We start from the raw sequence: 14,710 nt of genomic DNA on the forward strand, positions 1-14,710 counted from the left end.
CATGGCCTCGTTCCTCTACCGTCTCGGCAAATTCTCGTATCGGCGCCGCTGGCTGGTCATCTCCATCTGGCTGGCCGTCATGGTGGCAGTGGGCGGCTCGGCCGCTGCGTTCCACGGCACCATGTCCAACAACTTCACCATCCCGGGGACTGAAACCCAGCAGATGGCGGACAAGCTTAAGGAAGCCCTGCCGGATTCTTCGGGCGGCTCCGCCAGCGTGGTGTTCGACGCCGGGGATACCGGTTTCGACCAAGCCAAGAAGGACGCAGTGGCCGCGGCCCTGACGAAGCTTGATGCCATGCCTGACGTGCAAGGGACGGTGAACCCGTTCACCACGCAGGAGCAGTTGGATAATTCCGCGGCTGAGATCGCTGCCGGCGAGACGAAGGCCGCCGAGGGCCAGGCCCAGCTTGATGCGTCCCGTGCGCAGCTGGAGGCTGGCGAGGCCCAACTCGCCGGGGCTGAACAGCAACTAGTCGCCTCCGGCCTCACACCCGCCCAGATTGAAGCCCAGTTGGGGCCGCAGCGCGCAGAACTTGCTGCCAATAAGGAAAAGCTCGACGCCGGAGCCAAGGAAGCTGCCGACGGCGCCACCGCGCTGGCTCTTGGCAAGCGACAGCTCGATGCATCTGAAGGCCTCCGCTTTGTTTCCAGCGACAACAAAGCCGCAGTAGCCCAGGTCCAGTTCAAGACCTCCATTAACGCAGTTGACCCTGCCGTCCGCGAGGAAGTCCAGGAAATCGTCCACGGAGTCTCCTCCGCCGGGGTCACTGCTTACGCCAGCAAGGAAATCACCGAGGACGTCTCGGAGATCTTCGGGATTGCCGAGATCGTGGGTGTCGCGGTGGCTGCCCTCGTCCTGATTCTCATGCTCGGCACTCTCATCGCGGCCGGGCTGCCCTTGGTGATGGCGCTGATCGGCGTGGCTGTGGGTGTAGGAGGAACATTCGCGCTCACCAGCGTGATCGATATGAGCTCCATCTCCCCCATGCTTGCGCTGATGCTCGGCCTTGCGGTTGGCATCGACTACTCCCTGTTCATCGTCAACCGCCACCGCACGCAGCTTCTGGCGGGCATGGACGGGGAAGAATCCGCAGCACTGGCCACCGGCACATCCGGTAACGCAGTGTTGTTCGCAGGCCTCACCGTCATCATCGCCCTCGCAGCGTTGGTGGTTCCCGGACTGCCCTTCCTTGCCGTCATGGGTGTTGCTGCCGCAGCGACAGTTGGTGTCGCCGTCGTCGTGGCTTTGACCCTGACGCCCGCCGTACTGGCGCTGATCGGCCGCCGACTCATCTCCAAGCGCGCTTGGGCCAAGGCCGCGAAGCACAACGCCGAGCCGGGCCACGAAGCTGCCGACCGTGAACGTGAGGAGAAACGCAGCAGCGGGGGCTGGGGCGGTATGGTCACGCGTCGCCCGTGGGTTGCCCTGGTGGCCAGCGTCGTGTTGTTGGGCGCTTTGGCACTGCCGGCTTCACAACTGCGGTTGGCACTTCCCGACGGCGGCTCCGAGCCCGTCGATTCGCAGGCCTTCAAGGCGTACGACCTCACCCGCAGCAGCTTCGGCGAAGGCGTGACGGGACCGATCATCGTGGTCGGCGAATTCCCCGAAGGCCTCAGCGAGAACGACGCCAAGAATAAGCAGTTTGACGTGGCGGACCAGCTTCGCAGCGTCGAGAATGTCGTCGCAGCCGTGCCCATTGCTCTGAGCGAAGACCGCCGTACCACCGTCTTCCAGGTCATTCCGAAGGAAGGTCCGGCCAGCGCCGGTACCGTGCAGGTGGTGTCCGATCTTCGCGCCAAGGGCTCAGCAATTCACGACGACCTGAACGTAACCATCGGCTTGACCGGGCAAACCGCGGGCAACATTGACGTCTCGAACAAGCTCGGGGCTGCCTTGCCGCCGTACTTGGCGATCGTCGTCGGGCTTTCTCTGCTCCTGTTGCTCCTGGTATTCCGTTCAATCGTGGTTCCGCTGCTGGCTACCGGCGGATTCCTGCTCTCGCTCGCCGCAGCCTTTGGTGCCGTGGTTGCCGTGTATCAGTGGGGCTGGCTTGGCGGGATCTTCGACGTCGCCAACCCGGGCGCTGTCCTGAGCTTCCTGCCCATCATCCTGATTGGCGTGCTGTTCGGACTTGCCATGGACTACCAGGTGTTCATCACTTCCGGCATGCGGGAATCCTACATGCACGGTGAATCCGCCAAGCACGCAGTCCGTTCCGGATTCAGCCATGCCGCCGCCGTGGTCACCGCGGCCGCCATCATTATGGTCAGCGTGTTCTCCGGCTTCATCTTCAGCCACCTCACCATGGTCCGGCCCCTCGGCTTCGCGATGGCGTTCGGCGTGCTGATTGATGCGTTCGTGGTCCGCATGACCATTGTTCCCGCCGTCATGTATCTCCTTGGCGAGAAGGCGTGGTGGCTGCCCAAGTGGCTGGAACGGGTCCTGCCGGATGTGGATGTTGAAGGCGCGAAGCTGGAACGCAGTGATCGCCAAAAGGCCGGGGAACTGGTCCACTAGCGCTCTCTCACATAACAGCCAATGTTCACCGGACGCTCGCTCACTTGCTTGAAGCAAGTGAGCGAGCGTTCGGTTTAAGCACGCGGGATGTGAGAGACGGTTGGTATTAGGCTGGGAACCGTGACCCGATTGATCCTTGCCTCCCAGTCCCCCGCCCGCACCAAGCTGCTTACCGAAGCCGGGATCCGGCATGAGGTCCTGGTCTCGGACGTTGATGAGGATGCGGTCCAGGCCAAGTACGGTGTGACCGACGCCCACGACACTGCCCTGTTGCTGGCCCGCGCGAAGGCCGAGGCTGTCGCCTCCCTCCCCGAGGCTGAGGGCGCCTTGGTCATCGGCTGCGATTCGGTCTTCGAGTTCGACGGCGAGTCCCACGGCAAGCCTTACACTGCGGAGGTCGCCCGGGAACGGATGCTGCGGATGAGCGGCTCGCAGGGAGTGCTCCACACCGGCCACTGGCTGGTTGACTGCCGGGACACCGCCGCTGACCTGGACGACGAGGCAGAGGGTACAGAAACAGAGGATACAGAGGCAGAGGCACCCGAAGGCACAGGGGCCACAGTGGGTGCTGTTTCAAGTGCCGAAGTCCACTTCGCAGAAATGACCACGGGCGACATCGACGCCTACATCGCCACCGGTGAACCCCTCCACTGCGCCGGCTCCTTCACCATCGACGGCTTGGGTGGGGCCTTCATCCGGAAGGTCGACGGCGACCCGCACGCCGTCGTCGGGCTTTCCATCTCTACCCTCCGGGACCTGCTGGTCCATGCGAACATGGGCATCACGGACCTCTGGGACTCGAATAACCAGTAGAAGCGCTTTGTAGCAACCCTACAAAGGAACATCGCCTCACACACGGAATCCCCCATCAATATGGGCGGAACCCTCACAATCGCGCTAGGCTCCTCAAGGACAGAAGGAGTCAACAACTTGTCAGCTAACCCGGCGCAGCCCATTTCCAGCCCTCTCACCAAGGTCTTGATTGCCAACCGCGGCGAAATCGCGGTCCGCATCATCCGAGCCGCCCGGGACGAAGGCATCGCCTCCGTAGCCGTCTACGCCGATCCCGACCGTGACGCCCTCCATGTCCGCCTCGCCGATGAAGCCTACGCTTTGGGTGGCAACACCGCCGCCGAGTCGTACCTGGTGATGGACAAGATCATCGACGTCGCCAAACAGGCAGGCGCCGATGGCATCCACCCCGGCTACGGCTTCCTGGCCGAAAACGCCGAGTTCGCAGCCAAGGTCATTGACGCCGGCATTACCTGGATCGGCCCCTCCCCCGAAGCGATCTCCGCTTTGGGCGACAAGGTGCAAGCCCGCCACATCGCTGAAAAGGTGGGCGCACCCCTGGTCCCCGGCACGGCTGACCCAGTGGAATCTGCCGACGAAATCCTGAAGTTCGCCGAGGAATTCGGCCTTCCCATTGCCATCAAGGCAGCTTTCGGTGGTGGCGGACGCGGCATCAAGGTTGCCCGCACCATGGACGAGATTCCGGAGCTGTACGAATCGGCAGTCCGCGAAGCGGTCGCAGCTTTCGGTCGCGGCGAGTGCTTCATCGAACGCTTCCTCGACGCTCCCCGCCACGTCGAAACCCAGTGCCTGGCCGACGCCTACGGCAACGTGGTGGTGGTCTCCACCCGCGATTGCTCACTGCAGCGCCGCAACCAGAAGCTCGTGGAAGAAGCCCCGGCTCCGTACCTCAGCGAAGAGCAGAACAAGCGCCTCTACGAATCATCCAAGGCCATCCTCAAGGAAGCCAACTACCTTGGCGCCGGCACCTGCGAATTCCTGGTGGGCCAGGACGGCACTATTTCCTTCCTGGAGGTCAACACCCGCCTCCAGGTAGAGCACTGCGTCTCCGAAGAAGTCACGGGCATCGACCTCGTCCGCGAGCAGTTCCGCATTGCGCGCGGCGAAGCCCTCGGCTACGAAGACCCCGAAGTCCGCGGCCACTCGTTCGAGTTCCGCATCACCGGCGAGGACCCGGGCCGCAACTTCATGCCCGCTCCCGGCACCATCACCACCCTGAAGAATCCGACCGGCCCCGGCGTCAGGATCGATTCCGGCATTGAGCAGGGCGACGTCATCAGCGGCAACTTCGACTCCATGCTCTCCAAGCTGATCATCACCGGCGCCACCCGCGAGCAAGCCCTCCAGCGTTCCCGCCGCGCTTTGGAGGAGATGGTGGTTGAGGGTATCCCCACGGTCATCCCCTTCGACCTCGCAGTGGTCACCGATCCCGCATTTGCCCCGGCCGAAGGCCCGTTCAAGGTCCACACCCGCTGGATCGAGACCGAGTTCGTCAACAGCATCCCGGCATGGTCCGCCAACGTTGCCGGCGCTGAGGCGCCCGACGCCGGTGAACGCCAACGCGTCGTCGTCGAGGTTGGCGGCAAGCGGCTTGAGGTCGTGCTGCCGTCCGGACTGGGCGGCAGCATCGCCGCGGTTTCCGGCGGTTCCGGCACCAAGTCCGGCAAGTCCAAGAAGCGCTCCCGCTCAGCTGGTGCCACGGCTGCAGCTGCGGGTGGCGATGCGTTGACGTCCCCCATGCAGGGCACCATCGTCAAAGTGGCAGCTTCTGAAGGGGACGTTGTAGCTGAGGGTGACCTGATCGTGGTTCTCGAAGCCATGAAGATGGAGCAGCCGCTGACGGCCCACAAGGCAGGCACGGTCCGGGGCCTGGCTGCCACCGCTGGCGAGACCGTCGCCGCAGGCGCGGTCATTGCCACCATCGAGGACTAAAAGGCGAATTACCCCGAACACGACGTCGGCCCCGCACCAAACGGTGCGGGGCCGACGTCATTGTTGGGCTGGTTAGGCCACGTTGTTCTCGTAGTCAGTGTCTTTCGTTTCCCGCGTCAGCCAGAGGGCCACGAAGGTGACCACCGCGGCGGCTGCCATATAGGCGCCCACCAGCCAGGTGCTGCCGTTGGCTGCAGACCAGAGGGCAATGGCCACGAACGACGCCGGAGCGGCTCCAATCATGGAGGACAGGTTGTACGCCACAGCTGAACCCGTGTAGCGGACGTTGGCCGGGAACAGCTCCGGAAGGATGGCCGCCATGGGTCCGAAGGTCAGGCCCATGAGGGTGAAGCCCACAATGAGGCCAACCATGGCCGCTGCCTGGCCGGGGCCGAACATGGTGAACCAGAGCGCACCAAAGACGAAGATGCCGGCGGTGACGCCCAGCAGGAACTTGCGTCGGCCCCACTTCTCGGCCAGCGGTCCCGAAACCACGGTGAAGATACCGAAGAAGACGACGCCGATGATCAACATCCAGAGGAAGTCGGACCGGGTGATTCCCAGACCGGGAACGAACGCCGCTACCTGCTCCGCGGTCATTGGTTTACCGGCCTTCTCCGCTGCCGCCTGGGCGCCGGCCAGCGTGGGCTTGGTGCCGTAGGACAGCGTGAACGTGGTCATGATGTAGAAGAGCACGTACGTGGCAAACATGATGAAGGTACCGGCCACCACGGGGCGCCAGTGGCTCTTGAGGGTGGCCGCGAGGGGCACCTTTTGCACCTTTTCCTGCTGGATCACCTTGGTGAAGGACGCGCTCTCCACCAGCTTCAGGCGAACGTAGAGGCCCACGATGACCAGGACCGCGCTGAGGAGGAACGGAACCCTCCAGCCCCAAGCGAGGAATTCTTCGGCGCTCAGGGAAACGTTCATCCAGATGAAGATGACGTTGGCGATGATGAAGCCGATGGGCGCACCCAACTGAGGGAACGTTCCGTAGATGGCACGTTTGCCTTCGGGTGCGTTCTCCGTGGCGAGCAACGCCGCGCCGGACCACTCTCCACCCAGGGCCAGGCCTTGGAAGAAGCGCAGGATGACCAACATGATCGGGGCCAGGATGGCCCATCCGGCCATGGAGGCCGTGGGCAGGAGTCCGATGAGGAAGGTTGCGATACCCATGGTCAGCAGCGATGCGACCAGAGTGCCCTTGCGGCCGAACTTGTCACCAAAGTGACCGAAGACCACAGCGCCGATAGGACGTGCGAAGAAGGCGACGCCGAAGATGGCAAACGCGCTGAGCAGGGCATTGATGTCAGTGGCGTCCGGGAAGAAGAGCTTCGGGAAGACGAGTACCGACGCGGTGGCATAGGCGTAGAAGTCGTAGAACTCGATCGTCGTGCCGATCAGGCTCGCGAAGATCACCTTGCCCCGCGAGTTCACTGGCGTAGTGGACTCGCCTTCCTTGGATGGTGCGGTGGAAGACATGTGTTTGCAGCTTTCTTTCACGCCGGCCGAAGGCCCAGGAGCCTCCCGGCGAAGGATTATTCGAGAGTTCAATAATAGTTCCCGCCGTCCATTGACTGGACAACTAAGTCCACCATCCGGACAGGCAGGAAAATCTCACCTTGTGGTCCGCGCCACATTACCTCACCATCGCCTCACGCGCCGGTGACCCCGCCGATAGGGAAATGTCACAGGCCGTTTACAAACGGCGCCCGTCCATGAAATGCGCGAAACCTACCTTGGAAGAACAACGTCCCCCACCAAGGAGGCACTCCGTGACTGTTGATCGCTCCGCAGATGAACTGGCCCCCGTCCAGTCCACTGCCACCGCCGCCCCCGCCCTTGAACACCGCCCCGGCCGCTGGATTGCCAACTGGGATGCCGAGGACAAGGGCCAGTGGGAAGCCGAAGGCCGGTCCATCGCCAAGCGCAATCTCTACTGGTCGATCTTTGCCGAATTCCTCGGATTCGTCGTCTGGCAACTGTGGTCCATCGTGGTGGTCCAGCTCCCCGCAGCCGGCTTCCGATTCGATACCAACCAGATCTTCTGGCTCATCTCCATCCCCAGCCTCGTAGGCGCCACGCTCCGCATCCCCTACACCTTCATGGTTCCCAAGTTCGGTGGCCGGAACTGGACCATCGTCTCAGCACTTCTCCTGCTGATCCCCACCACGGGCCTTGCCATCTGTGTTTCCAACCCGGAAACACCGTTCGGCATCATGCTCCTCATGGCTGCCCTCGCCGGCTTCGGTGGCGGCAACTTCGCCAGCTCGATGGCCAACATCACCTTCTTCTACCCCGCCCGCGAAAAGGGCTGGGCGCTGGGCCTGAACGCTGCCGGCGGGAACCTGGGTGCCGCCGTCGCGCAGCTTGTTGTCCCGATCGCCATCACCCTGCTGGCCGCCGGAACCGTCAACCTGCCCATGGCAGGCATCATCTGGATTCCCTTCATCATCATCGCCGCCTTTGGCGCCTACAAGTACATGAACAACCTCACCAGCGCCAAGGGTGATGTAGCGGGCTCGCTGGCTGCCCTCAAGGAACCGCACCTGTGGATCATGGCGTTCCTGTACATCGGTACCTTCGGCTCGTTCATCGGCTTCGCAGGCGTCTTCCCCAAGCTGATCAAGGACTACTTCCCGGACTTCTCCTCCATCCACGTCGGCGCGGTGGCACTCTCACTGGCCTTCCTCGGACCGCTGGTCGGTTCCCTGGCCCGCCCCTACGGCGGACGCATGGCCGACCGCATGGGTGGCGCCCGCATGACCATCGCCTCGTTCGCCTCCATGGCCATCATCACCCTGACCATGATCTGGACGCTGCCGCTGAAGAACTTCTGGCTCTTCCTCACCTTGTTCCTGCTGCTCTTCCTGGCCAGCGGATTCGGCAACGGTGCTACGTACCGCATGATTCCGGTCATCTTCGCAACGTCCAGCCGGGCCGCCCGTTCAGGGGCCCCGAGCGCCACCACTGCCCGGCTCGCTTCTTCCTCGCTGGGCCTGATCTCCGCGATCGGTGCCTACGGCGGCTTCGTGATCCCGCAGGTTCTGAACGCTTCGAACTCGGCCAGCGGTTCCTACACCCCGGCGTTCTACGGATTCGTTGGAGCCTACGTCCTCATGCTCGCTGTCTGCTGGGTCTGCTACATCCGCCCCGCCCGGAAGCGCAACACGATCGGACACATCTAGATGCCCAACGGCGCCGATACCCACTGCCCCTACTGCGCGCTCCAGTGCGCCATGACGCTGACCCCGGCTGGCCCCTCAGTCGCGGGGACAGCGGCAGCGCCCGCGCCCACCGCAGAACCGGCCAAGCCCGAGGTGCCCTTGGAAGTATCAGGGCGCGACTTCCCCACCAACCGGGGCGGGCTGTGCCGGAAAGGCTGGACATCGGCGTCGTTGTTGCATCACAACGGCCGGGTCACTGAACCCATGCTCAAAGGGTCCGACGGCGTGCACCAGCCGATCTCCTGGGATCAGGCACTCATGCTCATCACTGCAGCCGTCAAGGACACCCAACAGCAGTACGGAAATGACGCCGTCGGAGTTTTCGGCGGTGGTGGCCTCACCAATGAGAAGGCCTACATGCTGGGCAAGTTCGCTCGCCTGGCACTGCGCACGTCCCGCATCGACTACAACGGCCGGTTCTGCATGTCCTCGGCCGCGGCCGCCGGCAACCGCGCTTTCGGTGTGGACCGGGGCCTGCCCTTTCCCGTCGCCGACCTCGACACCGCATCGGTCATCCTCATGCTCGGTTCCAACGTTGCCGAGACCATGCCGCCCTTCGTCCAGCACCTGCAGGGCGCGCGCGACGCCGGCGGACTGATCGTGGTGGATCCCCGCCGTTCGGCTACTGCTGCCTTCACGTCCGACGGCGGTGGCCTCCACTTGCAGCCGACGCCCGGTACCGATTTGGCTCTTCTCTTGGGCATCAGCCATGTGGTGGTCCACGAAGGACTGGCCGATGCTGAGTACATCGCGGCGAACACCAGCGGTTACGCGGCGGTGGTGCGCAGCCTGTCCTCGTTCTGGCCCGAACGGGTCCAGACCATCACGGGTGTGCCGGCCAACCTCATCCGGGACACAGCCCGCCGGCTGGCGCAGGGAGCCCGCGACGGCGGCAGCTACATCCTCAGTGGCCGCGGAGTGGAACAACATGTGGACGGCACGGACACCGCCACCGCTGCGATCAACCTCAGCCTCCTCCTGGGCCTGCCCGGCTCCGCCCGCAGCGGCTACGGCACCCTCACGGGCCAGGGCAATGGCCAAGGCGGCCGCGAACACGGGCAAAAGGCCGACCAGCTCCCCGGCTACCGCAAAATCACCGACCCCGCCGCCCGCACACACGTCGCCAAGGTGTGGGGCATCGACGAATCGCTGATCCCCGGACCCGGCCTCCCCGCCGTCGAACTCCTCAAGTCACTGGGAAAGCCCGACGGCGTCCGGTGCCTTTTCGTGCACGGCGCCAATGTGGCGGTGTCGGCGCCCGACACGAACGCCGTGATCCAAGGGCTCCGCAGCCTGGACTTCCTGGTGGTGTGCGACTTCTTCATGTCAGAGACGGCTGCCGAAGCCGATCTGGTGTTGCCCGTGACGCAGTGGGCCGAGGAAGAAGGCACGCTCACCAATCTGGAGGGCCGTGTGATCCGGCGCCGCCGGGCACTGACTCCTCCCCCGGGTGTCCGCAGCGAGCTGTGGCTCATGGCCCGGTTGGCAGAACTGCTTGAAGCACCTTCAACGTTCAGCGACGATCCTGAGACCGTTTTCGAAGAGCTCCGTTTGGCATCCGCCGGCGGCCTGGCCGACTACTCGGGCATCGATTACGCCATGCTGGACCGGGGCGAGGCTGCGTACTGGCCCTACCCCGTGGGCAGCACAGGGACGCCGCGCCTTTTCACCGACGGCTTCGCCCTTGCTGATGGCCGGGCCGTCATGGTTCCGGTGACCCCATCCAAGCGGGCTGTTCGTTCGTTCGCGGACGATTCGCTGGCACTGGCAACGGGCAGGCTTCTGGAGCACTACCAGTCCGGCGCCCAGACCCGCCGGGTGAGCGAACTCCTGGCATCGCAGCCCCAAGCCCGGCTCCTCATTCACCCGGGAACTGCGGCTTCGCGCGGCATTGCCGACGGCGACTACGCCACTGTCACGAACGAGCGCGGTGAAGTGCTCTGCCGTGCCGAGCTCAGCACCACGGTTCGCCCGGACACTGTCTTCCTGCCGTTCCACTTCCCCGGCCAGGAAAACGCCAACCGCCTCACGGAGGCGGCCACAGATCCCATTTCCGGCATGCCGGAGTTCAAGACCAGCCGGGTGTGGGTACGGAAGGCAGCGGCCACTTCACCTGCCCTCCCCACAAGTAGTCCCGCCATGGCCGGTTTGCCGGTGCACGTCAAGGAGGCCTCATGAGTGAGCGCATTGTTGTTGTTGGATTCGGGCCTGTAGCTGCGCGGCTCGTGGACGAGCTGCTCCCTGCCGTCCGTTCCGGGCTCGTACAGTTACTTGTTGTGGGCCAGGAGGCCGAAGCCGCCTACAACCGCGTCATGGTTGCGGAGCTGGGCGTGGGCCGCACCACGGCCGAGGCATTGGCCATGGCTGATGCGTCCGAGCTGGAAGCCGACGGCGCGGAAGTCCGGTTGGGCGTCGAGGTCAAAAGGATCGACCGTGCACGCCAGAACATTGTTCTCTCCGACGGCAGCACCGAGCACTATGACCGGCTGGTATTTGCCACCGGATCCCGTCCCGTGATTCCGAACCTCACCGGCCTCAACCCCGATCCCGCCCGACCTGTGCTTCCGGCCGGAGTTACTGCCTTGCGTGATCTGAAGGATGCTGCGGTACTTCGCGGGGCCGTTGCCGGTGGAAAGCGCGTGGTGGTCCTGGGTGGTGGCGTGCTGGGCCTGGAAACGGCCCTGGCGGCCTCGGAAGAAGGCGCCCGGACAACAGTGGTTCACAACGGACCGTTTCCCCTGGGCCGCAGCATTGACCGCGGTAGTGGCTCCGTCCTTACCAACAGCTTGCGTGCCAGCGGTGTCAGGATGGCTGGCAACGCCCGCTCCACCGGCATTGAAACGGCCGGCCCTGACGGCAGCTTCTCTGCGCTGATGCTGGACGACGGCTCAGCGATCGGCGGCGATCTGCTGGTGTTGTCCTGTGGTGTCCGCCCGCGAACCGAATTGGCGGAAGGCTGTGGACTTCCCACCGGCGCAGGGATCCTGGTGGATCACCATCTTCGGACCTATCACGAGCCCCATATGTTCGCGATCGGCGACTGCGCTGAAGTGCGCTGCCCGGATGCTGGGTGTGTTGATTGCAGGACTGCCGTTGGCCCCACAGGCCTGGTGGGTCCGGGCTGGCGCCAGGCTGAGTGGTTGGCAGAGTACCTCGTGGTGCTGGCCCGGGATGGCCAGGACGCCGCGGATGCCTTGGAAGCACTCCCCACCGAGAAGCCCGGGGTGGTGGTCCTCAAAGCACGCGGCATTAACCTTGCCGTGGCAGGCGACAACCAAGCCGATCCTTGGGATGATGAGTTGCTGGAAGCCGGAGCAGCGTCCGGGCGACCCCGCCGGCAGATTTCCCAGTGGGCCGACCCCGAACACGGCCGCTACGTCAAGATGACTACCCGCGGCGGAGTGCTGGAAGGCTTGGTGGCTGTGGGCATGCCCCGGACCGCTGCGGAGCTGGTGGTGCTCTTCGAGCGCTCATCGGAGCTGCCCGCGGACCGGTCCCTGCTGCTCCGTTTGGACGGACCTGACCAGTTCGATGCCGGCGCCACCAGCAATGACCCCCAGCGGACAGTGTGCCGGTGCGCCGGGGTGAGTGCGGCCAGCATTTCGGAGTCCGTGCTGGAGGGCTGCAGCACCGTGGGAGAGGTCTCCAAGGCCACCCGCGCCGGCACAGGCTGCGGAGGATGCCACGAGGACATCAAGGGGATCATCGAAAAACACTTCCAAGCCGCAGCCGCCTGACGCCTAGCAGAAACGCCCGTCTCGATGGCTTGCTGCGTATTAGACGGTAGGAATCATCTAACGGGCAGCCGGCCGTCGAAACGGGCGTGGAGCTACATGTGCACGTGCAGGCGCCGCGCAGCCTCTGAGATGGAGCCGGTCAGTGACGGGTACACCGTGAAAGCACTGGCCACGTCATCAACGTGAAGCTTCTGTGTCACCGCGACGGAGATCGGGAAGATGAGCTCAGACGCGTTCGGCCCAACCACCACGCCACCAATTACGGTGCCGGATCCCTTGCGGGCGATGATCTTGACGAAGCCGTCCTTGGTGTTGCGCATTTTGGCGCGGGCGTTGCTGAGCAGGGACAACATCACAACGTCACCTTGGTACTTACCCGAGGCAAGGTCGGCCTCGGAAACACCTACGGAGGCGATCTCCGGAGAGGTAAAGATGTTGGACGCCACTTGGTTGAGCTTGAGCGGCTTGACGCCGTCGCCCATGAAGTGCGCGATCGCGATGCGGCCCTGCATGGCTGCGACGGATGCCAGGGCGAAGACACCCGTGCAGTCACCGGCAGCGTAAATGTTGGGGGCGGTGGTGCGGGAAACGCCGTCCACCTTAATGTGCCCGGACTCCGTGAGGGTCACACCGGCTTCCTCAAGGCCAACACCGGCGGTGTTGGGGATGGAACCAACACACACAAGGCAGTGCGTACCTGTCACGACCGATCCGTCGCCCAAGGTGACCTTCACGCCGTCGTCCGTTCGCTCCACGGCGTTGGCGCGGGACTTGGAGAGGACGGTGACGCCGCGACGCTCGAAGACGCCCTCCAGCAGCTTGGCGGCGTCGGTGTCCTCGCCCGGGAGGACCTGGTCACGGCTGGAGATCAGGGTGACCTTGGAGCCGAGGCCGTTGTAGGCGGAGGCGAACTCCGCCCCGGTGACGCCCGAACCCACAACGATCAGTTCCTCCGGAAGCTCGTCCAGGTTGTAGATCTGGGCCCAGTTGAGGATGCGTTCGCCGTCAGGCTTGGCCGTAGGAAGTTCACGCGGGTGCGCACCAACGGCCAGCAGGATGGCATCGGCGTCAATGGTTCGGGTTCCTTCGAGGGTGAGGACCTCAATGGTGTTGTTGTCCAGCAGCTTGCCCGAACCAACGACGATCTCAACGCCCAGGCGCTCGAGTCCGGCACGGATGTCATCGGATTGGCCATGCGCCAGGGTAAGGACGCGATCATTGATGTGCTTGAGGTCGGCACGAGGCTTGGATGCTGTTCCGTCGCCGTCGAACTTCACTCCGAGTTCGTCCGCCTCGCCGACGCGCGTCATGAGGTCGGCGGTGGCAATAAGGGTTTTGGAAGGCACGACGTCGGTCAGCACGGCTGAGCCGCCGAGGCCTGCCCGCTCAACGATGGTGACGTGCGCGCCGAGCGAGGCGGCCACCATGGCAGCTTCATATCCGCCGGGACCACCTCCCAGGATCGCGATACGGGGGGCACTGAAGTCAACTTGGGTGGTCACAATCCTCAATTCTCGCTCATTGCCACGCCGGTTGCCACCCAGCCGAACCTCACTCCGCACCGGTCCCTACCAAAGTCCCCTCGCCGCGGGGTAGCTTGTACCAGTGAGTAACACTGAGCTGATGAACACTGACCCTTTTGAGGCCGCGAAGGCCGCCGCAGACTTCATCGCCGCGGAGACCGGCGTCGAGTCACACGATGTAGCCCTGGTTCTCGGATCCGGCTGGGCGGAAGCCGCGGACCTGATCGGCGAAACCACTGCCACCCTGAACGCTTCCGAGGTTCCCGGCTTCCACAAACCGGCGGTGGTGGGCCACGTTGGCACCATCCGTTCGGTCCTCACCAAGGAAGGCAAGCGCGCCCTGGTCCTGGGCGCCCGGACCCATTACTACGAAGGTCGCGGCGTGCGGTCTGTTGTCCATGGCGTACGCACTGCCGCAGCTGCAGGTTGCAAGACGCTGGTGCTCACCAACGGTTGTGGCGGGCTCAATGAGGACTGGACCCCGGGAACTCCGGTGCTGATCAGCGACCACATCAACCTCACCGCAACCTCACCGCTTGAGGGCGCCACCTTCGTTGACCTCACGGACCTCTACTCCTCCCGCATCCGCGACCTCGCCAGGGAGGTTGATTCGTCCCTGCAAGAGGGTGTGTATGCGCAGTTCACAGGCCCGCACTACGAGACGCCGGCAGAGGTTCAATACGCCAAGCGGATCGGCGCAGATTTGGTGGGCATGTCCACCGCGCTGGAAGCCATCGCCGGCCGCCACGCCGGGATGGAGGTTTTCGGCATCTCCCTGGTCACCAACCTCGCGGCCGGAATCAGCCCGGTTCCTTTGAGCCACGCGGAAGTCCTCGAAGCCGGACATGCGGCGGGCCAGCGGATCTCCAAGCTTCTGGCGGAGATCATCGCCAAGCTCTAGTTTCGTCGTGGGGCTCCGCCGAGGAGCGAGATCTCACCTTTTACAACCACTCATAC

The 14,710-nt window shown here is 64.2% G+C and carries 9 protein-coding genes; 7 read left to right on the forward strand and 2 right to left on the reverse strand.

Annotated elements, in window-relative coordinates:
* Position 1 precedes the first annotated feature (1 nt).
* The 3 genes from ACLRGI_RS10755 to ACLRGI_RS10765 all read left to right on the forward strand — a co-directional run bounded on the left by ACLRGI_RS10755 (position 2) and on the right by ACLRGI_RS10765 (position 5,266).
* Positions 2 to 2,521 carry an MMPL family transporter gene (locus tag ACLRGI_RS10755; protein ID WP_419201646.1) on the forward strand — a complete coding sequence of 840 codons (2,520 nt, stop codon included), beginning with the start codon at positions 2 to 4 and terminating at the stop codon, positions 2,519 to 2,521.
* Positions 2,522 to 2,641: 120 nt separating this feature from the next.
* Positions 2,642 to 3,334, forward strand: a complete 693-nt coding sequence (locus tag ACLRGI_RS10760) for a Maf family protein (protein ID WP_419201647.1) — start codon at positions 2,642 to 2,644, stop codon at positions 3,332 to 3,334.
* A gap of 60 nt (positions 3,335 to 3,394) precedes the next feature.
* Positions 3,395 to 5,266, forward strand: coding sequence for an acetyl/propionyl/methylcrotonyl-CoA carboxylase subunit alpha (locus tag ACLRGI_RS10765; protein WP_419201648.1), 1,872 nt, complete (start codon positions 3,395 to 3,397; stop codon positions 5,264 to 5,266).
* Positions 5,267 to 5,338: 72 nt separating this feature from the next.
* On the opposite strand, the gene ACLRGI_RS10770 is transcribed toward ACLRGI_RS10765, so the two are convergent.
* Complete coding sequence (locus ACLRGI_RS10770) at positions 5,339 to 6,748, reverse strand: MFS transporter (RefSeq protein ID WP_419201649.1); 1,410 nt, start codon at positions 6,746 to 6,748, stop codon at positions 5,339 to 5,341.
* Positions 6,749 to 7,041: 293 nt separating this feature from the next.
* Between ACLRGI_RS10770 and ACLRGI_RS10775 the strand changes: the two genes are divergently transcribed.
* From ACLRGI_RS10775 to ACLRGI_RS10785, 3 genes are read left to right on the forward strand one after another with little or no spacing between them, the layout of a single operon-like run.
* Positions 7,042 to 8,454 carry an MFS transporter gene (locus tag ACLRGI_RS10775; protein ID WP_419201650.1) on the forward strand — a complete coding sequence of 471 codons (1,413 nt, stop codon included), beginning with the start codon at positions 7,042 to 7,044 and terminating at the stop codon, positions 8,452 to 8,454.
* Entirely contained in the window at positions 8,455 to 10,671 is a 2,217-nt protein-coding gene (locus ACLRGI_RS10780; RefSeq protein WP_419201651.1) for a molybdopterin oxidoreductase family protein, read from the forward strand.
* Positions 10,668 to 12,230 carry an FAD-dependent oxidoreductase gene (locus ACLRGI_RS10785; protein WP_419201652.1) on the forward strand — a complete coding sequence of 521 codons (1,563 nt, stop codon included), beginning with the start codon at positions 10,668 to 10,670 and terminating at the stop codon, positions 12,228 to 12,230. Before ACLRGI_RS10780 ends, ACLRGI_RS10785 begins: the two co-directional genes overlap by 4 nt.
* 92 nt (positions 12,231 to 12,322) lie before the next feature.
* Here the strand turns inward: ACLRGI_RS10785 and ACLRGI_RS10790 are convergent, their stop codons facing one another.
* Complete coding sequence (locus ACLRGI_RS10790) at positions 12,323 to 13,732, reverse strand: NAD(P)H-quinone dehydrogenase (protein WP_419201653.1); 1,410 nt, start codon at positions 13,730 to 13,732, stop codon at positions 12,323 to 12,325.
* A 121-nt stretch (positions 13,733 to 13,853) separates the two neighbouring features.
* Between ACLRGI_RS10790 and ACLRGI_RS10795 the strand changes: the two genes are divergently transcribed.
* A complete protein-coding gene (locus tag ACLRGI_RS10795; RefSeq protein ID WP_419201655.1) occupies positions 13,854 to 14,654 on the forward strand; it encodes a purine-nucleoside phosphorylase in 801 nt (266 codons plus the stop codon).
* The last annotated feature ends 56 nt before the right edge of the window (positions 14,655 to 14,710 follow it).

The organism is Paenarthrobacter sp. PPS72, from assembly GCF_048537125.1.
GTDB classification, from domain to species: domain Bacteria; phylum Actinomycetota; class Actinomycetes; order Actinomycetales; family Micrococcaceae; genus Arthrobacter; species Arthrobacter nitroguajacolicus_E.